Genomic DNA, 21,955 nt, shown 5'->3' with positions numbered 1-21,955 from the left:
CGCACCGAGGGTGCGGCATCGACACGATGCCGCACCCGCGGTGTGTCCGCGACTAGTTCTCGGTGGCCGCGCGGAAGACGGCGAGAGCATCCTCGCCCAGGTGCGGTCCGCTGACTTGCACCGGCACGTTCGAGCTCGCGACGACCTCGGCGCAGGTGAGCTCGAAGCTGGGACCAGGGGGCAGGATCGGCCCGAATTCGGCGGCGGCCGCGGCGAAGACGATGCGACCGACCCCGGCCCACACCATCGCGGCGGCGCACATCGGGCACGGTTCGCCGCTGGCGTACACGGTGGCGCCGCGCAGATCCGCGGCGCGGCCCGCGGCGGTCGCGAGGGTGATCGCGACCAGTTCGGCGTGGGTGGTGACGTCGCCGGTGGTGTGCACCGCGTTCACGCCCTCGGCCAGGACAGCGCCGTCAGCTGCCACCGCGACCGCGCCGAAGGGTCGGTCGCCGAGCGAGGCCGCGTGTGCGGCGAGGTCGATGGCACGACGCAGGTGGGTGATGTCGATATCGGTCAGTTCGCTCATGCGCTGAGATCCACTTCCGTTCCGAGGCCGCCCGCGCGGGCCTTGTCGATGAGCAGGCGGGCGGCGGCCAGGTCCTGCAGGCCGATGCCCACCGAATTGAACAGAGTGATGTCGTGGTCGCCGCGGCGACCGGGTGCCCGGCCCACGATCACCTCGCCCAACTCGGTGCCCACCGCATCCTGGGTGATCGCGCCCTCGGCGATGGCCAGGAGAGTGTCGCCGGACTTGGTGAGCGTGGTGCCGACCGAGTCTACGACGACGATGGACCGGCGCATGGCCTCGCCGTCGACCTCGCGGTGATCGGCGCGGGGCGGGGCACCGACGGCATTGACGTGCAGGCCGTCGCCGAACCAGGCGCCATGGACGACCGGCTCGCGTGACGGGGTGAGGGTGCACAGCACGTCGGCGGCGCGCGTCACCGCTTCAGGGCTTTCCATGGCGCGCACCTCGAGGCCGAGATCGGCTGTAGCCCTGCGGAATCGGTCGATGGTGGCGGCGGTGCGCGACCAGACCAGCACGGTCGTGAGCTCGCGCACGGTCGCGATCGCGCGGGTGTGTTCGACGGCCAGATTGCCCGCGCCGATCACGCCGAGAACCGAACTGTTCTGTCGGGAAAGGTATTTCGTCGCTACCGCGCTGGCGGCGGCCGTGCGGACGGCGGTGATGAGGCGTCCGTCGATCAGGGCCTCGCACGAACCGTCGGCGGCCGAGGTCACCACGATCACCGACCGCTGCACCGGCAGTCCGCGCTCGCGGTTGGCAGGCAGGTCGGCGAGCAGTTTCACGGCGGCGGCGCCGGCGGATTCGGCGGCGGCGACCATGGGGACAAAGGCCGCGCCGCCCAAGGCCATAGCCGGGGGAGCGGGCACGAACGCGGTGCCAAGGGCCAGGTCGGCGTGTGCGCGCTCGACGGCGGCGAGCACCTCGCCGCGGTCGAGGACGGCGGTCACATCGGAATGCGACAGGATCAGAGTCAACGGTGGCTCCTACGAAAAGAGTGGCAGGTCAGGAAGTTCGGGCGAAGGCGACGGTGAGGTCGCGTGGCGAGCGGCTGTTGCCGACCAAGCCGCTGACGGCGACGATCGCGATCAGGTATGGCAGCATCACCAGCAGTGCGAACGGCACATCCACCCCGAGGGCGGGCAACGCGAACTGCAGCGCCTGGGCGATGCCGAAGAACACCGAAGCCCAGATCACGCCGAGGGCGCGCCAGCGTCCCGCGATCACCGCGACCACGGCGAGATAGCCGATGCCCCCGGTCATGTTGTCGCTGAAAGAATGCACTTCCGACAGCGCCAACTGCGCTCCGCCGAGGCCCGCGGCGAACGCGGCCAGCAGCACGCCGCCGTAGCGGATGACCTTCACGGACAGGCCGGTGCGGTCGGCGGCGACGGCGTCTTCGCCGACCGCATCGATCATCAGGCCCAGTTTGGTGCGGCGGGAGAACACGAACGCCAGGACGGCGACAACCGCGATACACAGATAGCCGAGCGCGGTCTGCCCGAACAAGGCGGGACCGATGACCGGGATGTCGTGCAGCACCGGGATCTTCAGTGCGTCGAAACCCGGCACGCTGTGGCCCTTGCCGTCGGCGAGCAGCAGGCGCGCACCATAGGTGGTGGCGCCGAGGGCCAGTGCGTTGCTGGCGATGCCGACGACGATCTGGTCGGCACGCAGGCCGATGCTCCAGATCGCCTGCAGCGCACCGAAGAGCAGGGCGGCGATCACCGCGGTGGCCGCACCGAGCACCGGCGAACCGGTGGTGACGGCGCCGAGCACACCGGCGAACGCGCCGGTGAGCATCATCGCCTCGAGGCTCAGATTGAGCACGCCCGCGCGCTCGCTCACCAGCTCGCCGCTCGCGGCGACGAGGATGGGCAGGGTGAAACCGATTCCGCTGGTGGCGATGTCGGTGACCGTGTCGAGGCTCATCGCGGTGCTCCTGCCAGATCGGCGGTATCCACGGGGGAAATCGGTTGTGGGGCAGTGGGTTCGGGTTTGCGTTTGCGATAGGTCCAGATGGCGGCGCCCGCGATGAACACGATCATCAGCGACTCCACCACCGAGATGGTCGACGCGGGCACATTCGCGGCCAGCTGCAGGTTGATCCCGCCGGAGACGAGGAACCCGAGCAGCAGCGACACCGCAACGACGGCGGCCAGTGAGCCACGTGCGAGCAGCCCGACGACCAGGCCCGAGAATCCGTACCCGGAGGAGAAGCCCTCGGCGAGGACGAACGGCGCCGTCGCCACGAGCAGTCCGCCCGCGACACCGGAGAACGCGCCCGCCGCCGAGAGACTCAGAAAGCGCAGCCGCTGCACCGGCAAGCCGAGCCGGGCCGCCGCGTCGGGATTGAGCCCGACCGCGCGCAAGCGGGTACCGAGTGCGGTGTGGCGCACCAGGATCGCGGTGCCGAACGCGGCCACCACGGCGATCCACAGGGCAATGGTCGCGGGGGAGCGCTCGATGCCGAGCAGCGGCAGATGCGCGGCCGCGGTGAGCTGCTCGGACTGCGGCAGGGTCTCCGAGGAGGTCACCGGCTGACGCAGCAGCGCGGGCTCGTGCACGACGAGCAGTACCAGTGCCAGGCCGACGAAGTTGAGCAGCAGCGTGGTGATGATCTCGCTGGTGCCGCGCGCGACCCGCAGATACGCCGCGATGGCGGCCCACAGCCAGCCCGCGGCCGCCGCCCCGAGCAGCACCGCGGGCAGGGTGATCGCGGCGGGTGCGCCGGTGAGCGTGGTGCCGATCGCCGTGGCGGCGATGCCACCGGCACAGATCTGGCCCTCGCCACCGACATTGACCAGCCCGGCGCGGTGGGCGATGGTGAAGCCGACGGCCACCAGCATCAAGGTGGCCGCGACATTGAGTGAGGCGCCGATCGCGTAGTCGCTGCCGAACATGCCCTCCCACAGTGCTGTCATCGTGGCGCCGGGGGCGGCGCCCGCGACGGCGGCCAGGATCAGCCCGACCACCCCCGCCGCGAGCATCGCCGCCACCGCGACGACGATCGGGTGGTGTGCCCACTGGCGCAGACCGCTCATGCGGTGTCTATCCGGCATGCGCGGGCGCCCTGCGTGGTCACGCTTCGCTCCCGCCTCCGGGCGCTGACCGCTCATGCCGCGACTCCCATCATCAATTCGCTGATCTGTTGTGCCGCTGCGGGATCGGAGGTCTCCACCGGTCCCCGGAGCGCGCCGCGGTACGCGACGAACACCCGGTCGCACAGCGCGAGCAACTCGGGTACTTCGCTCGAGACCACCAGCACCCCGCAGCCGTCGGCGGCCGCGCGACGCAGTTGGGTGAGTACGAAATCGACTGCGCCGATGTCCAATCCGCGCGTCGGTTGGGCGGCGACCAGGCAGCGCAGGTTCGCGGTGGACAGTTCCCGGGCCAGCACCACCTTTTGCTGATTGCCACCCGAGAGCGAGCCCATCGGCACCCACGGTCCGGCCGCGCGCACATCGAAGCGGTCGAGTTCGGCCTTGGCGGCGCGGCCCATCGCCTGCTTGTCGAGCAGTCCGAAGCGTCGGAAGCGGCCCAGTCGGCCGAGGAAGAGGTTCTCGGCCAACGTCATCTCGGCGACCATCGCGTCGCGGTGGCGGTCCTCGGGCACCACGCCGAGGCCGAGCCCGGTCCGGGTCGCGGGGTTGGCGGTAGTGATATCGGTGTCGGCGAGAGTGACCGTGCCGCTGGTCACCGGGGTGCCGCCGGCGAGGACCGCGACGAGCTCGCTCTGCCCGTTGCCTTCGACACCGGCGATCCCGACGATTTCGCCGGGCCGCACGACCAGACGCGCGTCGTTGAGTGCTGCGCTGCCGTCGGCGCGATGGACGGTCACCCGATCGATCGTGAGAACCGGTGCGGGGGAACCGGATTCGGCAGTCGACTCGAGGCCGCCACTCGGTGTGCCCTGCTCCGGGTCGAGAGCGGGACCCGTTGTGGGTGAGCCTGTTTCGGCGATCGTGGCGGGAGCGTCGGCTGCTCTCATCGCGTCGGTGGGATCCAGACCGATCGTCGCGGCGACGGTCGGGTCGAGTTCGGCGGCGGTGCGGCCCACCATCGCGGTGAGAAGCTGCGCGATGGTGGTGTTCGACATCCGACCACCACCGGCGACCGTGCCGCGGCGCAGCACCGTCGCGGCATCGGCGACCCTGGCCACCTCGCCGAGTTTGTGCGTCACCAGCACCACCGCTTTGCCGTCGGCGGCGATGGCGCGGCAGGTGTCGATCAACGCGTCGATCTCGGCCGGATCGAGCACTCCCGTCGGTTCGTCGAGCAGGATCAGCGCCGGATTGCGCAGCAGAGCCTTGACGATCTCGACCTTCTGCCGTGCGCCCACGGGCATCGTCGCGACCTGCTGGTCGAGATCGATGCGCAGGCGGTAGCGCTGTGCGATCTGGTCGAGCCGGTCGGTCAGGTCCTGTCGGCGCAGCCGGAGTCCGTGCTGGGTGAGCAGCAGGTTCTCCGCGACGGTCATGGTGGTGACCAGGCTGAAGTGCTGGTGCACCATGGCGACACCGGCAGCCATCGCCGCGGCGGGGGAGTCGGGCCGGAAAAGGTTTCCGCCCAACTCTATTCGGCCCGTGTCGGGTCGGTAGCCGCCGAAGACGAGGTTGCACAGCGTGGACTTGCCCGCGCCGTTCTCGCCGAGAATGCAATGGACAGTGCCGGATTCGACGGTGACGTCCACCTCGTGCAGCGCCTGCACGTCACCGAAGCGCTTACCGACCCCGTGCAGGGTCAATGCGGGAGTGCTCATCGTTGCTCAGTACGGCTTGACGGCGCCGGTGGACAGGGCCGTCTTCGCCTTCGCGAGTGCGTCGGCGACCCCGGGGTCCTTGCTGCACAACACGAAATCGGTGCCGTCGTTGGGCGAGGTCAGCCCGAAGCTCACGTTCTCGGCCTTCCACGAGTTGTCGAGCGCGGCTTTCACCGCGAACTCGACCCCGGCACCGATATCGGTGTGCACATAGCCCAGGTACACGGGGTTGGTGCAGTCACCGGGGATCGGCCCGCCGACCATGGTGGCGTTGGACTGGGTCGCGGCCTGCTCCATGCCTGCCTTGCCGAGGTTCACGATCTGGCCGAGCGTGCCCGCACCCGCGCCGTAATCGGCCAGCGCGGCCTGTTTGGCCTTGGCGGGGTCGTTGAAGTCGCCGACGTACTGCGGGGTCAATACCTTCGCATCCGGCTTGGCGAACCGTGCGCCATTGGCGAAAGCGTTGGCGGCGTTGACGATCGCGGGCAGTTCGACACCGCCGACGAAGGCGACCGCGCCGGACTTGGAGCCCGCCGCCGACACCGCGCCGCTGAGGAATTCGGCCTCGGCCTGCTGCGGGTCGTAGTAGGCGAGATTGGCGAGTGGCTTCGCGTCGGCCGGGCCGCCGATCTCGACGAACTTCACGTTCGGGAACTGCGGCGCCACCTTGCGCACATCGGCGTCGGTCTGGCCGCCGAGGGAGATCACCAGGTCGTTGGTGGAGGCGAAACGGACCAGCGCCTGCTGGTAGTCGCTCGCCGCGACCTGTTCGACCTTGCTGAGTTCCACCTTGTCACCGAGCGTGTCGGCGATGCGCTGGTAGCCGAGGTACCCCGACTGCATGAAGCCGGTGTCCGACAGCGAGCCGGGGAAGAACACGCCAACCTTCAGCTTGCCGCCCGATGCCGTGGTGTCGGCGGAACCGCAGGCCGACAGCAGGGTGGCGGCGGCGAGGGCGGCCGAGCCGACGGCGATCGCGCGCCGAGTGGACTTGTGCACGGGGTACTCCTTGGTCGAACGAACCGCTCACTTAGCGGTATACCGTTAAGTGTCAGCCTGGGGCTCGTAGATGACAGGCGGATTACCGAAAAGTAAGAAATGGTCGCGTGCCACGAACGGGCTACCGTTGTGGGCGTGCAGGAGCAGAAGGATGGTGCGGTGGCAGACGAATCGTCGAAGAAGTCGCTGCGGGATCAGGCCTACGAGGAGTTGCGTGACCGGATCATCGATCTGCGTTTGAGCCCCGGTCAGCGGCTGGTGGAACGTGACCTCGCCACCGAGCTGGCCATCTCGCGGATCCCGCTGCGTGAGGCACTACAGATGCTCGAACGCGAAGGACTGGTCGTGATCGTGCCGCGCCAGGGCGCGATCGTCGCCCCGTTCACGGTGACCGACGTGCGTGATTTGTTCGATGTTCGCGAGAGTCTCGAGGCGCTCGCCGCGCGCTTGGCCGCCGAGCGCGCCGGAGCGGCCGACCTCGCCGCACTCCGTGCGCAGTTGACCGCGGCCCGGCAGGCGACTGCCTGTGGCGACCAAGCAGCGATCGCCGCCGCTAACGCCGGCTTCCACGCGGTGATCGTCGAAGTCTGCGGCAATCCGCTGCTCCAATCGCTGTTGCGCCCCTTGGAATCCCGCGTCCGGTGGTTGTTCCACCTCACCAAGGAACGTGACCCCGGCACCCAATGCGACGAACACGAGGCCCTCTACGCCGCCATCGCGGCCGGTGACCCCGACGCCGCGGCCGAAATCGCCTACCGCCACGTAGCCTCCGGCCGAGAACCCAGCCTCGCTCTCTCGGCCCAGTGGTCCATGCCCGCGATAGACCCGGTGTCGGCGACCCGCACCCGACAACGAGCCTCCCACCGCGAGAAATCCGCCTGAGTCTGCCGGTCGGCGGTCCCGCCCTTCACGCCGCGGCGTGAAGGGCGGTGCGGGCGGCGTGGATGGTGGGGTGCAGGCCGGTGCCGTTGCGGTACACGAGTTGGGTGTGGCGGCGGATGGGCAGGGGAGTGAGGGTGATGTCGTCGGGGGGTGCGTAGAGGGCGAGAGCGGGGACGATGGCGGCGCCCGCGCCTGCGGCTACCAGGGTGAGGACGGTGTCGAAGTCGTCGGCGTGGTGGCGGATGTGGGGGGTGAACCCTGTTGCCTGGCAGGCTCGGATCGTGAGGGTGTGGCACAGGGTGCCGGGAGTGCCTGCGATCCAGGGGGATCGGCGGTGCGCTGCCAGTGAATCCTCGGCGCACACGGGGGTTCGGGTGGCGAGGAAGACGGTTTCGGTGTGCAGGGGTTCGGTCTGCAAGGAAGCGTCGGCGTCGGCGGGGACCAGGTCGTAGTCGTGGGTGAGCGCGATGTCCAAAGTGCCGGCGCGTAAGGCGTTCGGGATGTCGGCGGGGTCGATCTCGGTGACAGTGAGTTCCAGGCGCGGATGGTCGGTGCTCAGGGTCACCAGGGCGGGCGACAGCAGGGTGCGCGCGGCGGTGGGGAAGGTGCCGATGCGCAGCGTTCCCGCCAGTTCATCACGGGTGCAAGCCAATTCGGCGTCGGCGTGCTCCAGGGCCGCCAGGATCGTTTCGGTGTGACCGACCAGGAGCTGGGCGGCGGGCGTGAGCGTGACGCGGCGGCCCGAACGTTCGAGCAGCGCCACGCCCGCTTCGCGTTCGAGCGCGGTCAGCTGTTGGGACACCGCCGAGGGCGTATAGCTGAGCGCCTCGGCGACCGCGGCGATGGTGCCGCGATGGGCGAGTTCGCGGAGCAGGCGAAGTTTGCGTACATCGAGCATCAGTTCAGCTTACGGTGGTCGTCACGAATGTGAACTGGACCTGATGGTGGGTTCGGCCCGACGATAGAGCTATGACATCGCTACACGGCCTCTTCGTCCCCCTGATCACCCCGTTTACCGCCGACGGGGCGCTCGAGCCCGGCGCGCTGGAACGACACGCGCACGCCGTCCTCGACGCGGGGGCGACCGGGCTCGTCGCGCTCGGCACCACCGCGGAACCGTCGGTGCTCACCGCCGCCGAGCGCGGACGGGTCCTGGATATCTGTGCGGGCGTCTGCGCCGACCGCGACGCACCACTGATCGCCTGTGCGGGGGGCAACGCCACCGCGGAATCGGTCAGAGCGATCGCCGAACTCGGGCGCCCCGTCGCGGCCGTGCTGGCGGTGGTGCCGTACTACGTGCGACCCAGCGAAGAAGGCGTGATCGCGCACTTCACGCAGTTGGCGGCGATCAGTCCGGCTCCGCTGCTGGTCTACGACGTGCCGCACCGCACCGGGCGCCCGCTGAGCGGTAGCACGCTGATTCGCCTCGCCAACACCCCGAATATCGTCGGCTTCAAACACGCCGTGGGCGGCATCGATGCGGCCAGCGTCGAATTGCTGGCCGCACGGACAGCGGCGACGGTGCTCAGCGGCGACGACCGATTCGCCTCCGCCCTGCTCGCCCTCGGCGCACACGGTGCGATCCTGGCCGCGGCCAATATCGCGCCCCGCGCCTACGCGGATCTGATCGAGGCCTGGCACTGCGGTGACATCATTCGGGCTCGCGCCATCGGCAACAGCCTCGACGCACTCGGTGCGGCCCTGTTCGCCGAGCCGAACCCCACCGTCATCAAGGCGGTACTCGCCGCACGCGGCCAGATCTCCAGCGCGGCCGTTCGATTGCCGATGCTGCCCGCCTCGAGCGCGGCGACCGAGGTGGCACTCGCGGCGAGCGAGGCGGCAACGATCACGCGGGTGTGATCCACACGCTCTCGTGCGGGTCAGCCGTAGAGCTTGACGAACATCTCCAGGGACCGTTCGATATCGCCGCGCAAGGCCTTCGCGACGGCAGAACCGATCGGGCCGAACAGTGGTGCGCCGCCCAGGTCGATGTCGACGCTCACCTTCGATCCGGTGCCGCTCGGCTCGACCAGCAGGCCGAGGCCGAACTTGGTGCCGCCGATGCCCGTTCCGGTGAGGGCGAGCTTGCGCGGCGCTTCGGCGGTGCGCACGGTCCAGGTGACCTTGTTGCGGAAACCCTTCACCCGGGCGATGCCGACGAGGACGGTGCCGGGGGTCAGCTCCTCAGGCAGCGCACCACGCCATGCCTCGTGAATGGTCAGCCAATCGCCGAGGTGCGGGAGGTCGGACGCGTGCGTCCAGGCCTGGTCCGGCGGGACGGGGACATCGACGGAGAGCTTCAGTTTCGCCACGTCGGGATAGTATCCGGTACCCGCGGTTCCGTAGCGGTCGGATCAGGGCATGGTGAATCATGATAGATCAACCGTCCAGTACTCTGGTCCAGTTCACTGGGAATCGTGATGTCGCACAGCGTGATCCACGGCGCAATCTGACACTGTGCTGCTAATGTGTGCGAGTCACTGAATTCGGAGCATGTGAATCGGATATTCGATTCCATTCCGGGATGAAATGCGACTACCTCGGCGGGCCGGCCGACGAGGGCCACCGGCAGGTCGTCGCGTGGTCGAGAACGACGAAAGATCTGATGAACTCAGGAATCGCGGTGCTGTTGCTCGTCATCAGTGCGCCGCTGTTACTGCTCGCGATCGCGGTCAGTGTATTGGCCATGCGCAACGAGCGCCGACAGCGACAGCGGGCCGACGCCGCCATCCGGGAACGCCTCGCCTGCGAGAACGCGCTGATGCAGCTGGCACAGAGCACGCTGCCCGCGATCACCGCCGCCGTGCGCAGGCACGAGATCCCGTCGATCGCTGTGGATCTGCCGGTGGAGCTGGGGGATTCGCAATTCGGCCAGGCGCTGCAGTGGATCGCGACCGGTCATGCCGAGGATCTGCGCCTGGTCGTCGAGGAGACCAGGGCGATGGTCGAACGCTACGGCGAGCAACGCCGCGCGAGCGAGGTCGCTGCCGCGCAGGAGCAGACTCGCGAGGAGCTCTCGGCCTCGTCACGGGCGGCCACCAGCGCCGCGGTGCGTTCCTTCGGCACCTCCGTGGTGAGCCTCGGTACTGACCTGGGCCAGGTCGTCAGTGCCGCACTGCGCGAACATCGCGACGACGCGATCTACGAGACCCTCACCCGGATCGACCACACCGTGCAGCAGATGATCCGGCAGGCGCAGTCCTATGTGATCGTCTCCGGCGGTCTGCCCGGACGTCGGTGGCCGCAACAGTCGCTCACCGATGTGGCGGGCGGCGCCACCGGCCGGGTCCGGGAATACCTGCGCGTGCGGACGACACAGTCCGATCGGGTCGTGATCAGCCGCGCCGTCGAACCGCTGGTGCACACCATGGCTACCCTGCTCGACAACGCGCTGCGCTACTCGCCGCCGTCGTCGTTCGTCGAGATCGGTTTCCAGGAGGGCCATCACGGCGTCACCGTGATCATCGATGACGCGGGCATGCGGATGAGTCCCGAGCAGCTCGAGGACGCGCGCCTGGTGCTCAGCGGCGAACGCGCCGTCGACATCCACGACCTCGGTCCCGCACCGAAGGTCGGTTTCCCCGGCATCGCGGCGCTGGCCAGGCGCTACGGATTCTCCGTGCACGTGGACGGGCCCAATATCTTCGGCGGCATGCGGGCCATGGTGTACGTGCCGTCGGCGCTGCTGGTGAGCGGGGACGCCCCGCGCCTGCCCGAGCCCGAACTCGCCGCACCCGCCCATATTCCGGTGCCGGTGGCCGAGGTCGAATCACCCGGCGCGGCCGTGCACGAGATCACCAGCGGCGGGCTGCCCAAGCGCCGCCGCCGACCGGTTGCCCCGGATTCGGCGGGGGTAACAACCGAGACGGGGCATGCGCGCCCCGACCTCGCCGCTGCTTGGCGCAGCGGATCCCGCAGCGGTCGCGCCGCTGCGGCCGAGCGAACCACGGAAGGAACAGCCGATGAGCACACCGGTAGCCGATAGCACCAACCGATTGGCGTGGCTGCTCGAGGATCTGGAGATCCCCGGCGTCCGCTTCGCGGTGTTGCTGTCCGATGACGGACTGCGCATCGCCCACTCTCGCGGCGTGGTCAAAGACGACGCCGAACGGTTCGCCGCGGCCGCCTCCGGCCTGCGCTCGCTCGGCAAGGCGCTCGGCGAATTCTGCGGCGGATCGTCGAATACGGTGCGCCAGAACATGACCGAGTACGACGAGGGCATGATCATGATCACCGCGGCCGGTGCGGGCGCTCTGCTCGGCGTCGCCACCACCGCCGATGTCGACGTCGCGCTGGTGGCGCATCGGATGAACGAACTGGCTTCGCGCGTCGGTCACGAGATCGGTAGCGCGCCCCGCCTAGGCGGGAGGAATTGAGCCGCGGCAGACGCGATCCCGATCTGGTGCGGTCCTATGTGCGCACCGGCGGCCGGGTTCGCGCCGCGCACGACCTGGACCTGGTGACCCTGGTCCGTGCCGTTGACGACGCGCGCCCTGATCACCGCCCCGACGAACGCCGCCTGTTGGCTCTCACCAGCCGCCGCGGCGCGCTGTCGATCGCCGAACTGTCGGCCTATCTCGATCTACCCGCCTCGGTCGTGAAGATCATCGTGTCCGATCTGCTCGACAGCGGTCATCTGCACTGCCCCACTCCGGCACAGGTGAAGCCGGAACTCGCACTGATCAAGGAGGTGCTGCATGGCCTCCGCGCCATCGCGGGATGAGGTCGACTACGTCGCGGAAACCGTGACACGGTCGGTGAAGATCCTGGTCGCAGGCAATTTCGGCGTCGGAAAGACCACCTTCGTGTGCGGGGTGTCCGAGATCAGGCCACTGCGCACAGAGGAGACGATCACCGAGGCCAGTATCGGTGTCGACGACATGGCGGGCCTCGGCAGCAAGGTCTCGACCACGGTCGCCCTGGATTTCGGCCGAATCACCCTGAACCCCCAACTGGCACTGTACCTTTTCGGCACACCGGGCCAGGAACGGTTCGCCCCGCTGTGGGAGGAACTGGCCCGCGGCGCCCTCGGCGCGCTGGTACTCGTCGACACCCGGCGCATCGAGAAGGCCGACGACGTGCTCTCGGCACTGGAACAGCGTGGGGTCCCCTACGCGGTGGCGGTGAACGAATTCGAAGGATTCCGGCGCTATCCACTCGAGGAAGTGCGCGAGGCGCTCGACCTCGCCCCCGGGACGCCGGTGATCGCGCTCGACGCACGCCGCCGCGATCAGGGTCTGCGCGCACTGATCACTTTGGCGGAGTACCTCTTTCGTAGACAGGAAGCAACAGCGTCATGACGGTCGATATCGCCGCCGACGAGCGGGTGGCGATGTGGGCACCCGAGTTCGCCGCTGATCCGCAGGCCGCCTATCAGCGGATGCGCGCCAAGTTCGGCTCGGTGGTTCCGGTGGAACTCTCGCCCGGCATCCGGGCCACGTTGGTGATCGGCTATCAGACCGCCGTGCGCATCCTCAACGATCCCGAGCACTTCCCCGCCGACCCGCGCATGTGGCAACGCGACATCCCGCAGGACTGCCCCGTCCTGCCGATGCTGCAGTTCCGTCCGGCCGCGCTGCGCACCACCGGCGCCGAGCACACCCGCTACCGGCAGGCCAATGTCGCCGGGATCGCCGGGGTCGATCTGTACGCGATGCACAGCACCGTAGAAAAGTTCGCGATCCCGCTGATCAACAGCTTCTGCGTGACCGGATCGGCGGACCTGTTGAGCCAGTACGCTTTTCCGCTGGTGTTCCAGGCGCTGAACTCGATGCTCGGGTGCACGCCCGAGATCGGGCAGCAGGTCGCCACCGGGATGGCCCAGATCTTCGAAGGTGACGACGCCGAAGCGGGCAACAACCTGCTCGCTACCGCACTGGCGGACCTGGTGGGGCTACGCCAGCGCGAGCCCGGCGACGATGTCGCCACGCGCCTGCTCCAGCACCCGGCGGCCCTGTCCGACGAGGAGATGGTGCACCAGTTGCTGGTGCTCTACGGTGCGGGTATCGAGCCCATGCTGAACCTGGTGGTCAACACGTTGCGGCTGATGCTCACCGATGATCGCTTCGCCGGAGATGTGCTCGGCGGCAGTCTTTCCACGCGCGACGCGCTCGACGAAGTGCTGTTCACCGACCCACCGCTGGCCAACTTCTGCATGACCTACCCGCGTCAGCCGATCCTGGTCGACGACACCTGGCTGCCTGCCCACGAACCGGTCGTCATCAGCATGTCCGCCTGCAACAACGATCCGGCCATCGCCGGGCGCGACGTCGTCGACAACCGGGCGCACCTGGCCTGGAGCGCGGGCCCGCACGGCTGCCCGGCCAAGCCGGTGGCGTACCTGATCGTGCAGGACGCGATCGACCAATTGCTCGACGCCCTCCCGGAACTGACCCTCGCCGTGCCCGTCGAGAACCTGGTCTGGCGGCCCGGCCCGTTCCACCGCTCACTGGCGGCACTGCCCGTGACCTTCCCGAAGACACCGCCGCTACCGATGCCGTGAATCAGCCCGCGTGCAGGCTCGGCCCGACGAACCGCTCGACCAGGTGCCGCTCCGCCGCGGGATCGGGCAGCGGCCAGGTGAGCAGCGACAAGACGACACGCACGACCCACCCCGCGGCCTCGTCATCAGGGGCGATGCTGGTGAGTGCGGTCGCGATGCGGCCGAGCTCCGGTGCGCCGGCGAGGAATTCGTCGGTGTCGGGGGAGCGGTGCCGGATCAGCCACTGGCGCAGCACCGGATCGGCTCGGATCGCGGCAACGGCGGCCAGGATGGCCTCAACGGGTCGCCGTCCGGGCGGGAGCGGGTCGACGGCTGCCTGGACACGCGCGACGACGGAGCCAGCGGCCCTGACCATCACTGCGCGTACCAGTCGCGGTTTGCCGCCGACATAGCGATAGAGCGTCGCACGTGAGCAGCCCGCGGCCTCGGCGATGTCCTCGGCGGTGACGTTGTCGATGCCGTGTTCGAGGAACAGGGCGAGGGCGGCGCGTTCGATGCGGTCGACGGCGATGGTGCGTCGGTCGCTGCCGGTCAGCCAGTCCACGGGTCCGGTCATCGACGATTCCTTCCGGCAGTGTCTCGAGGTGAGACGTTCTTCGGAATCTGTCTAGCCGACGACGACCAGGCACGGGATGGTTTCCGAAGAAATGCGCGGGTGAAATGCGCGAGGGCGAGATCTGCACTCTGTCTCACACTGAGACAGGCATTGACCGTGTGCTTCTGAGCGGTGCACGGTGAGCGCCGACAGCCTGACCAGGAAGGCGGCAGCCATGACCACAGACCTCGCAGCGATCGACCTGTTCGGAGCGGCGGTGCTCGACGACCCGTACCCGATGTATCACGCCCTGCGTGAGCAAGCGCCCGTCTACCGAGTGCCCGGCACCGACTTCTTCCTCGTCGCCTCATGGGCCGCGGTCATCGAGGCGACTCGGCGCACGGCGGAGTTCTCCTCCCATCTGACCGGTGTGCTCGTCGCCCGGCCGGGCGCGGCGCCGACGACCTTCGATTTCGACGCGACCGGACAGGGTCTGCACGTGCTCGCCACGGCCGACGGCGACGTCCATGCCACGCACCGCGGCATCGTCGGACCCGCGCTGGCCAAGAGGATTCGCACGCTGGGTCCGGTCGTCACCGCACTCACCGAACAGCTGTGGGCGGAGGAACTCGACGGCGACCGGATCGATTGGGCCACCGGCGTCGCCGATCGATTGCCGCTCGCGCTGATCGCCGAACTGGTCGGCCTGCCCGCGGCTGATGTGCCGAAGCTGCTCTCGCTGGCCTACGACTCCACCGAGATGCTGGGCGGCATCGTCGCCGACGGGCGGATGGCTGCGCTGATCACCTCGGCGGCTGAACTCGCCCACTACGCGTACCTGGCGGTCACCGGCGCGAAAGAGCACGGTGCCGAACATGATTCGACGACACTGCTCGGGGTGCTCGTCGCGGCCGTGGCGGCGGGCAAGATCGACGAGCAACAGGCGGTGCTGATCGTGGTGCAGCTGATCGGTGCCGGCGGGGAATCCACGGCGGGTCTGATCGCTTCGGCGGCCCGACTGCTCGCCACCGATCCCGAACTGCAAGCCCGTCTGCGCGAACGTCCCGAGCTCGTCCCCGCATTCCTCGACGAGGCGCTGCGCCTGGAGTCGCCCTTCCGCGGCCACCACCGCCACGTCATGGCCGATGCGCAGCTCGCCGACGTCGATCTACCCGCGGGCAGCCACCTGCTGTTGCTGTGGGGAGCCGCCAATCGCGATCCCGCCGTCTACCCGGACCCGGACGTCGTCGACCTGGCCCGGCCCCGTGGACGTGCCAATGCGGCATTCGGCGCGGGCGCACACTTCTGCATCGGCTCCGCCCTGGCCCGACTGGAGGCAACCGCAGCGATCACCATGCTCCTCGAACGCACCGAACGGTTCGGCCTCGTAGACGGGCAACCGCCACGGTGGGTGCCCAGCTTGTTCGCCCGCCGCCACGCGACGCTGCCGTTGCGCATTACCCGCCGCTGAGTGTGATGCGGCTCGACCTGGCATGCGCTCGCCGAAGGTCTCCGGCGGATTTTGGAGGAGTCGCGCAAAGTTCGCCACGCCTGCTTCAGACGACGCCCGCGCTCAGTAGGTAAGTCGGCTTGTTGTCAACATGGCTACCTATCGACAACTGCTGGCAAATCTTCGCACCTGCGGAAGCTGGGAGAATAACTCGGCATTAGCTCCGCATGGGAACCGGTTGGTCTGAAACGTATTTATTCGCTGAATTCGCACACCGGCCGAACGGTCCGCGAATACCGGCCGGTAGCAGTATTTTTCGCTACCGGAGTGGTTGACGGTTGATCTTCGCCGCTCTAATGTTCGGTATCACAGTTCGATATCGAAGTGTTCAGTGTCATCGCTCGAAATGTTTCCCGGACGGCAAGCCGGCCCCTGCCGTCCTCCGTGTGCGTTTCCAAGGAGTATTGATAGTGAGAAGTCGAATTCTGTTCTTTGCTGGTGCGATCGCGCTGGCGCCCATTGTCACCGCGCTCGTGCCGGTCGGGAGTGCCAATGCGCACGGCTGGGTGACCGGACCCGCGAGTAGGCAGGAACAATGCGCCCGCGGCCTCGTGCCCTGCGGCGCGGTGAAATACGAACCGCAGAGTGTGGAGGGTTCGAAGGGGCTCACCAACTGCAGTGCGAACAAATATCCCGAACTCGATGACGACAGCCTCGCCTGGATTCCGCAGAAAGTTTCCGGCCGTACGAGTTTCACTTGGAAGAACACCGCGAATCATCGCACGTTGAATTGGGAATATTTCATCGGCAATACCCGGATTGCCGTGTTCGACGGAAAGAACGCGCAGCCGTCTATGGAAGTGACCCATACCGTCGATCTGTCGAACTATTCCGGCCGTCAGAAATTGCGCGCGGTCTGGAATATCGGTGATACCGCGGCCGCTTTCTACAGCTGCGTCGATCTGGAGATCGGGGGCGGTGGTGGGGGCACACCGCCACCGACGACCACACCGAAGCCCACCACTTCCCGGCCGACCACGACCCCGGCCCCCACCACCACGCCGCCGTCGACAACCACGAAACCCCCGGTCACGACAACGAAACCGCCCGCCACCACCACCCCGGGCCACGAGCACCCGCCCACCACGACCGCTCCCGCGGGATCAGCCTGGCGTCACGGCGCCACCTACGCGATCGGCGACAAGGTCACCTATCAGGGTGCCACCTACAGCTGCAGGCAGGCACACACCGTCCACGACCCGAATTGGACGCCGCCGAACACGCCCGCACTCTGGTCGCGGGTATAGCTCGCGCGTTGCGGCGGGCGGGCGGAAACGTTTCGTGTGTTCTCCCACCATCGGTCCCACGATGGGGTGAGGATGGGACCGACTCGCCGGCCTCGCGTTCGGTCGGCCCCCGCAGCACAAGGGACGTGAAATATGAGTGACAGGAAATTCGCCTGTGCCGTCGCTGCCATCGGGACGGCATTGCTGGCCACGACACTCGGCATGCCGACGGCCTCGGCCGGTGTCTCGCAGCTGACGGTCAAGCCCAATCTCAGCGTCGGCTCGGCAACCAATTTCGGTACCGGATGCACGCATCAGTTGCTGGCTCGGCTCAGCGTCGGCATCGTTCCTGTCGCGTTCTACGACAACGGCACGCTCCTGGCCGTGGTCGCCCCGACCGACGGCGTCGCCATGTACAACTGGGTGCCGTCCTACACCGGCGCCCACGCATTGACCGCCGTCCAGGACGGTATCGCCAGCGGCGCGAACGTCTCGGTGGGCAGGGGTTTCCGATTCGGGGAGTCCTGTGTAGTGACCGGAGGCTGACTGATCGACAACATTGTGGCCCGGTTCGCACGAACCGGGCCACAGTCGTCGGACCGCTACCTCGATGGACTCCTCGACCTCCTCCGCCCGGCCGTACTTCGGCATCCTCGTCCCGTATGCAGCGGTTGGAGACTTTCACATCGGCCATGTCGACAGGTGTGGCGCTCGAGCCAAAATCCGGTCGAAACGGTCAAAATGCACGCCGCCGCCGGGTAGCGTGGCGTCCCGCGAGGTGGTAACGACCGCCGCGCCCATTTTTGCCCGCCGACCAGCTGGGTCGAACAGGCCGACGGGAAGTAGAGCACGAGGTTTGGTCACCGACGTCATCGATGTCAGCGCGGATTTCACCATCGCGCGTCAAGCACTGTGGGATGTACTGCTCGATCCCCAGAGCTACCCGCGGATGTTCACCGGTATCGGCAGTTGTGAACCGGTCGAGCGCCCCGACGGAGCGGTCCACTGGCAGGTCCGGGTCGGCTCGGCCAGCGGCGGCATCCGGACCCATGAGTTCATCCTGGTCATCGGCCGGTGGTACGAGAGTTTCGAACTGCGCAGTCCGGTGCTCGGTAGTTTCGCCGCGATCCGATTGCGCGGCGACCAGGAGCGGACCAGGCTCGAGATCACGCTCTTCGCCGTTGCGCGGGTGCATCCGCTGCTCGAGCAGGGCAGCAACTCGCTGGTCACCGATTGGGTGAAGGCGGGACTGCGCCGCACCTCGGATGCGATCGCGGGCACCCGTTCCTCGGTGGTGGTCAATGCCGAACGTTCGATGGTGCGCCGCAACGCCGGTGTCGCGCGCAGTATCGCGGCCACCGGGCTGATGCGGCCCGAACCCGTCTCGATGGTGAAACAGCTGCGTTCCCTGTCGAAGTGGGGCTTCAACCTGGCCGGCGGTTACGCGGCGGGGGCGGCGTACGAACCCGATCGGCTCGCGGTGATCGATGCGGGTGGGCAGCGTACCTTCGCCGAGGTCGACACTCGATCCACCGCGCTGGCCGCCGCGATGTACTCGATCGGTCTGCGCAAGGGTGACGCGATCGGCCTGTTGGCGCGCAATCACGCGGGCATGGTCGAAACCATGGTCGCCGCGGGCAAACTCGGCGTCGACGTAGCGCTGCTCAATGCCGGGCTGTCGGGTCGGCGGATCGAGGAGATCGTGCAGCGGCACCGCCTCAGCGCGGTCTTCGTCGACGGTGCGTTGGAGACATTGATCCGCTACCTGCACAGCGCGGTTCCCCGCTACACCACCGACGACTGCCCGCCCGATCCGGATCGCACGACCATCGATGACCTGATCACGCAGGCGCACAAAGACTTTCCGATCCCGGCCCACCCCGGCAGGCTGATCGTACTCACCTCCGGCACCAGTGGATCGCCCAAGGGCGCGCGCCGACCGCATGCCAAGGGGTTCGGCACCATCGCCGCGCTGCTCTCGCGAATCCCGCTGCGCGTGGAGGAGGTGATGCTCATTCCCGCACCGCTGTTCCACACCTGGGGTCTGGCCGGCTTGCAGCTCAGCACCGCCCTGCGGGCCACCGTGGTGTTGTCCGACGGTTTCGATGCGATGGACTGCCTGCGCGCGGTCGCCGAACATCGGATCACCACCTTGATCGTGGTTCCGACGATGGTGGAACGCCTGCTCGAGGTCTCCGAGGAGGTCCGCGCGGACTTGGATCTGTCGTGCCTGCGCTTCGTGGTCAGCTGTGGGGCACCCCTGGCCGGAGCGACCGTGCTGCGATTTCTCGACAGTTACGGCGACGTGCTCTACAACGTGTACGGCTCGACCGAGGTGTCGTGGGCCAGCGTCGCTACCCCGGACGACCTGCGGGTTTCGCCGACGACCGCGGGTCGCCCGCCGCTGGGCACCCGGGTCGCGGTGCTCGGTCCCGACCTGCGTCCGGTGCCGGTCGGCTCCACCGGGCACATCTTCGTCGCCAACCACATGCTGTTCGACGGCTACGTCAACTCCGCGCCGCCGGAGGAAGCCGACGGCATGCTCGACACCGGCGACCTCGGCTACCTCGACGCCGCGGGACGGCTGTTCGTGGCGGGCCGCGACGACGAGATGATCATCTCCGGCGGCGAGAACGTCTTCCCGCGCCCGGTCGAGGAGGCACTCGCGCATCTGCCGCAGATCAGCGAAGTCGCCGTCGTCGGCGTTCCCGACCGGGAGTTCGGTCAGCGACTGGCCGCGTTCGTGGTGAAACGCGAAGGGGCGGGCCTGGATTCGGACATGGTGCGGACCTACATCCGCAACCGGTTGAGCCGGTTCTCGGTCCCGCGCGACGTCACGTTCCTGTCCGCGCTGCCGCGGGGGGAGACCGGCAAGATCCTCAAGCGGGTGCTCGTGCCGGGGTCACCGCTGAGCGAGTAGCAACCGCACCGCGCGCTCGATCGTCGCCGACGCCTGCTCGCGCGACAGTCCGCGCCGGTCCTGCAGATGGTGTCGCATCGGCCAGGCGAGGGTGCCGTCGACCAGGTCGAGGAGCCCGTCGTCGAGCGCACCGTCGGGGTGGGACAGTTCGGGTGCGAACAGCGCGGCGAGCACGGCGCGGATGCGTTCGTCGGTACGCCGCAACCGTGCGTCGATCGCGGCGATCGATCGGGATTCCTGCAGGCCCGGCAGCCGTGGCACGCGCTGCAGGTCGAAGATCGCGGCGCTCTGCCCGACCGCGACCGTGATCCGCTCGGCCAGGGCAGCCGACGGATCCGGAGTGACCAGGCACGCCTCGACCATCTCGGATTGGCGGTCGGCCGCCGCCACGAGCAAGGCCTCGCGGTCGGGGAAATGGACGAAAACGCTGCGTTCGGAACTGCCAGCCCGGGCGGCGATCGTACGCGCGGTCGGCGCGAAATCGCCCGCGGTGATGGCGGCGAGCAGTCCGTCGATGATGGCTTCGCGTGTCTTCGCCGGATCGCGCCGACGCGGCGAACGCGTCTTGCTCGCGCTCGCCGCGTCGGCCTCGTGCCCCGATCTCATGGACCCATCACAGCACAGCCCGGTCGCTGCTGACCTACTTGCTCGGCTCCGGTGCGGTCCGGTTCATCACCGAATGCTTGCGCGAATAGGCGAAATACACGATCAAGCCGACCGCGAGCCAACCGGCGAACCGCACCCAGGTCTCCCACGGCAGCGACCAGATCAGGTACGCCGAGAAGCCGATGCCGATCAGCGGGATCACCGGCATGAGTGGCAGCTTGAACGAGCGCGGGGCGTCGGGCCTGGTGCGCCGCAACACGATCACCGAGATGCACACCACGATGAAGGCCATCAGGATGCCGATATTGGTGAGCTCTGCGACGGTGTTGATCGGTAGCACACCGGCCAGGATCGCCGCGCCGAAGCCGACGATCCAGGTGACCCTGGTCGGCACCTTGCGGGTGGGGTGGGTCTTGGCGAACCAGAGGGGCAGCAGCCCGTCGCGGCTCATCGCGAACCACACCCTGGTGACACCGAGCATGAAGGTGAGTACCACGGTGATGATGCCGACGATCGCGCCGACGGCGATGATGTTGGCGACGCCGGGCATCCCGACCGACTCGAACGCGGTGGAGAAACCACTGGTGGGGCTGATTTCGGTGTACTTCTGCATGCCCGTGAGCACTAGCGTGCACAGCACGTAGAGCACCATGGCGATGGCGAGGGAGTAGATGATCGCCTTCGGCAGATGCTTGCGCCCGTCGATGGATTCCTCGGCCGCGGTGCTCATGGCGTCGTAGCCGAAGACCGCGAAGAACACCGTTGCCGCGCCCGTCCACACCGCACCGGTGCCGAAGGGGAAGTAGGGGTCGTAGTTGGCGCTGTCGATGTGGAACACACCGAGCACCACGATGAGCACGACCAGGGCAACCTTGATGCCGACCGCCACAGTCTCGAATCGGCCGACGCTGCCGATACCGCGGGAGAGAACCCACGCGGTGCCGAGACAGAACAGCACCGCGAACAGGTCGACCACCCGGCCGTCACCGGTATCGGGCGCGCCGAGCATCCACTCCGGCAGGGTCAGCCCGACCTGGTCGAGCAGGAACCCGAAGTAGCCCGACACACCGATCGCGACCACCGCCGCCACCGCGATGTATTCGAGCAGCAGATCCCAGCCGATGAACCAGCCCGCCAGCTCACCCAGCGAGACGTAGCCATAGGTGTAGGCCGAGCCGGCTTTCGGGACCATGCCCGCGAATTCGGCGTAACACAGCGCCGCAGCGGCACTGGCGACACCGGCGATCAGGAACGAGATCAGTACCGCCGGACCGGTGACCGAGTGCGCGACCGAGCCCGCCAGGGTGAAGATGCCCGCGCCGATGATGCCGCCGACACCGATGGCGGTGAGCTGCCAGAGACCGAGCGTTTTGGCCAGGCGCTCGTCGCTGGGTGTCTCGTCGTCGACCTCTGTCATCGGTTTGCGGCGCAACATCTGGGTGCGCAACTCTGCGAACGACATTCGCTTTTCCTTCCATCGGCGC

Annotated in this window: 22 protein-coding genes; 11 read left to right on the top strand and 11 right to left on the bottom strand. The window is 68.1% G+C overall.

Features of this window, described 5'->3' with window-relative positions; all coding sequences use genetic code 11:
* Nucleotides 1-52: 52 nt before the first annotated feature.
* From ACLJPD_RS26275 to ACLJPD_RS26250, 6 genes are all read right to left on the bottom strand, one after another.
* Nucleotides 53-529, bottom strand: coding sequence for a nucleoside deaminase (locus tag ACLJPD_RS26275; RefSeq protein WP_410875674.1), 477 nt, complete (start codon nucleotides 527-529; stop codon nucleotides 53-55).
* Nucleotides 526-1,506 (bottom strand): ornithine cyclodeaminase family protein, encoded by a 981-nt coding sequence (locus tag ACLJPD_RS26270; RefSeq protein ID WP_410875673.1) that lies wholly within the window; start codon nucleotides 1,504-1,506, stop codon nucleotides 526-528. The genes ACLJPD_RS26275 and ACLJPD_RS26270 overlap by 4 nt, the downstream gene beginning before the upstream one ends.
* A 28-nt stretch (nucleotides 1,507-1,534) precedes the next feature.
* Nucleotides 1,535-2,461, bottom strand: coding sequence for an ABC transporter permease (locus ACLJPD_RS26265; RefSeq protein WP_410875672.1), 927 nt, complete (start codon nucleotides 2,459-2,461; stop codon nucleotides 1,535-1,537).
* Nucleotides 2,458-3,573 carry an ABC transporter permease gene (locus ACLJPD_RS26260; protein ID WP_410875671.1) on the bottom strand — a complete coding sequence of 372 codons (1,116 nt, stop codon included), beginning with the start codon at nucleotides 3,571-3,573 and terminating at the stop codon, nucleotides 2,458-2,460. The genes ACLJPD_RS26265 and ACLJPD_RS26260 overlap by 4 nt, the downstream gene beginning before the upstream one ends.
* A gap of 71 nt (nucleotides 3,574-3,644) precedes the next feature.
* On the bottom strand, nucleotides 3,645-5,291 hold the full coding sequence (locus tag ACLJPD_RS26255; RefSeq protein ID WP_410875669.1) for an ABC transporter ATP-binding protein: 1,647 nt from the start codon (nucleotides 5,289-5,291) through the stop codon (nucleotides 3,645-3,647).
* A 6-nt stretch (nucleotides 5,292-5,297) separates the two neighbouring features.
* Nucleotides 5,298-6,290, bottom strand: coding sequence for a BMP family ABC transporter substrate-binding protein (locus ACLJPD_RS26250; protein ID WP_410875668.1), 993 nt, complete (start codon nucleotides 6,288-6,290; stop codon nucleotides 5,298-5,300).
* Between the two features lie 135 nt (nucleotides 6,291-6,425).
* Here ACLJPD_RS26250 and ACLJPD_RS26245 point away from each other — a divergent pair, with 135 nt between their 5' ends.
* Nucleotides 6,426-7,172 (top strand): GntR family transcriptional regulator, encoded by a 747-nt coding sequence (locus tag ACLJPD_RS26245; protein ID WP_410875666.1) that lies wholly within the window; start codon nucleotides 6,426-6,428, stop codon nucleotides 7,170-7,172.
* A 25-nt stretch (nucleotides 7,173-7,197) separates the two neighbouring features.
* On the opposite strand, the gene ACLJPD_RS26240 is transcribed toward ACLJPD_RS26245, so the two are convergent.
* A complete protein-coding gene (locus ACLJPD_RS26240; protein WP_410875664.1) occupies nucleotides 7,198-8,070 on the bottom strand; it encodes a LysR family transcriptional regulator in 873 nt (290 codons plus the stop codon).
* Nucleotides 8,071-8,141: 71 nt separating this feature from the next.
* Between ACLJPD_RS26240 and dapA the strand changes: the two genes are divergently transcribed.
* Nucleotides 8,142-9,032: a 4-hydroxy-tetrahydrodipicolinate synthase gene (dapA, locus tag ACLJPD_RS26235; protein ID WP_410875662.1), complete on the top strand. Its 891-nt coding sequence runs from the start codon at nucleotides 8,142-8,144 to the stop codon at nucleotides 9,030-9,032.
* A 20-nt stretch (nucleotides 9,033-9,052) separates the two neighbouring features.
* On the opposite strand, the gene ACLJPD_RS26230 is transcribed toward dapA, so the two are convergent.
* Nucleotides 9,053-9,484, bottom strand: coding sequence for an SRPBCC family protein (locus ACLJPD_RS26230; RefSeq protein ID WP_410875660.1), 432 nt, complete (start codon nucleotides 9,482-9,484; stop codon nucleotides 9,053-9,055).
* Between the two features lie 212 nt (nucleotides 9,485-9,696).
* Here ACLJPD_RS26230 and ACLJPD_RS26225 point away from each other — a divergent pair, with 212 nt between their 5' ends.
* Genes ACLJPD_RS26225 through ACLJPD_RS26205 form a run of 5 tightly spaced genes read left to right on the top strand, consistent with a single transcriptional unit; the run spans nucleotide 9,697 to nucleotide 13,674 of the window.
* Entirely contained in the window at nucleotides 9,697-11,157 is a 1,461-nt protein-coding gene (locus ACLJPD_RS26225) for a sensor histidine kinase (RefSeq protein WP_410875658.1), read from the top strand.
* Entirely contained in the window at nucleotides 11,135-11,548 is a 414-nt protein-coding gene (locus ACLJPD_RS26220) for a roadblock/LC7 domain-containing protein (protein WP_410875657.1), read from the top strand. Before ACLJPD_RS26225 ends, ACLJPD_RS26220 begins: the two co-directional genes overlap by 23 nt.
* Nucleotides 11,545-11,895, top strand: coding sequence for a DUF742 domain-containing protein (locus ACLJPD_RS26215; RefSeq protein WP_194827562.1), 351 nt, complete (start codon nucleotides 11,545-11,547; stop codon nucleotides 11,893-11,895). The genes ACLJPD_RS26220 and ACLJPD_RS26215 overlap by 4 nt, the downstream gene beginning before the upstream one ends.
* Complete coding sequence (locus ACLJPD_RS26210; RefSeq protein ID WP_410875655.1) at nucleotides 11,870-12,472, top strand: GTP-binding protein; 603 nt, start codon at nucleotides 11,870-11,872, stop codon at nucleotides 12,470-12,472. Before ACLJPD_RS26215 ends, ACLJPD_RS26210 begins: the two co-directional genes overlap by 26 nt.
* Nucleotides 12,469-13,674 (top strand): cytochrome P450, encoded by a 1,206-nt coding sequence (locus ACLJPD_RS26205; protein ID WP_410875654.1) that lies wholly within the window; start codon nucleotides 12,469-12,471, stop codon nucleotides 13,672-13,674. The genes ACLJPD_RS26210 and ACLJPD_RS26205 overlap by 4 nt, the downstream gene beginning before the upstream one ends.
* Before the next feature lies 1 nt (nucleotide 13,675).
* Here ACLJPD_RS26205 and ACLJPD_RS26200 read toward each other — a convergent pair whose 3' ends face one another.
* The gene (locus ACLJPD_RS26200) at nucleotides 13,676-14,230 is read right to left on the bottom strand and encodes a TetR/AcrR family transcriptional regulator (RefSeq protein WP_410875652.1); all 555 of its coding nucleotides are present in this window, start codon (nucleotides 14,228-14,230) and stop codon (nucleotides 13,676-13,678) included.
* Between the two features lie 214 nt (nucleotides 14,231-14,444).
* Between ACLJPD_RS26200 and ACLJPD_RS26195 the strand changes: the two genes are divergently transcribed.
* The 4 genes from ACLJPD_RS26195 to ACLJPD_RS26180 all read left to right on the top strand — a co-directional run bounded on the left by ACLJPD_RS26195 (nucleotide 14,445) and on the right by ACLJPD_RS26180 (nucleotide 19,865).
* The gene (locus tag ACLJPD_RS26195) at nucleotides 14,445-15,680 is read left to right on the top strand and encodes a cytochrome P450 (RefSeq protein WP_410875650.1); all 1,236 of its coding nucleotides are present in this window, start codon (nucleotides 14,445-14,447) and stop codon (nucleotides 15,678-15,680) included.
* A 449-nt stretch (nucleotides 15,681-16,129) separates the two neighbouring features.
* Nucleotides 16,130-16,966 (top strand): carbohydrate-binding protein, encoded by an 837-nt coding sequence (locus tag ACLJPD_RS26190; protein WP_410875648.1) that lies wholly within the window; start codon nucleotides 16,130-16,132, stop codon nucleotides 16,964-16,966.
* 132 nt (nucleotides 16,967-17,098) lie between these two features.
* The gene (locus tag ACLJPD_RS26185; RefSeq protein WP_410875646.1) at nucleotides 17,099-17,491 is read left to right on the top strand and encodes a hypothetical protein; all 393 of its coding nucleotides are present in this window, start codon (nucleotides 17,099-17,101) and stop codon (nucleotides 17,489-17,491) included.
* Nucleotides 17,492-17,801: 310 nt separating this feature from the next.
* Nucleotides 17,802-19,865 (top strand): AMP-binding protein, encoded by a 2,064-nt coding sequence (locus ACLJPD_RS26180; protein WP_410875644.1) that lies wholly within the window; start codon nucleotides 17,802-17,804, stop codon nucleotides 19,863-19,865.
* Here the strand turns inward: ACLJPD_RS26180 and ACLJPD_RS26175 are convergent.
* Together ACLJPD_RS26175 and ACLJPD_RS26170 are read right to left on the bottom strand one after the other, a co-directional pair.
* Nucleotides 19,848-20,471 carry a TetR/AcrR family transcriptional regulator gene (locus ACLJPD_RS26175; RefSeq protein WP_410875642.1) on the bottom strand — a complete coding sequence of 208 codons (624 nt, stop codon included), beginning with the start codon at nucleotides 20,469-20,471 and terminating at the stop codon, nucleotides 19,848-19,850. The two genes, ACLJPD_RS26180 and ACLJPD_RS26175, sit on opposite strands and share 18 nt — an antisense overlap.
* A 34-nt stretch (nucleotides 20,472-20,505) precedes the next feature.
* On the bottom strand, nucleotides 20,506-21,933 hold the full coding sequence (locus ACLJPD_RS26170; RefSeq protein ID WP_410875640.1) for an amino acid permease: 1,428 nt from the start codon (nucleotides 21,931-21,933) through the stop codon (nucleotides 20,506-20,508).
* Nucleotides 21,934-21,955: the final 22 nt, after the last annotated feature.

It is taken from the genome of Nocardia sp. A7, from assembly GCF_046549215.1.
Taxonomy (GTDB): Bacteria; Actinomycetota; Actinomycetes; order Mycobacteriales; family Mycobacteriaceae; genus Nocardia.
This window is presented reverse-complemented; position numbering and strand designations above follow the sequence as displayed.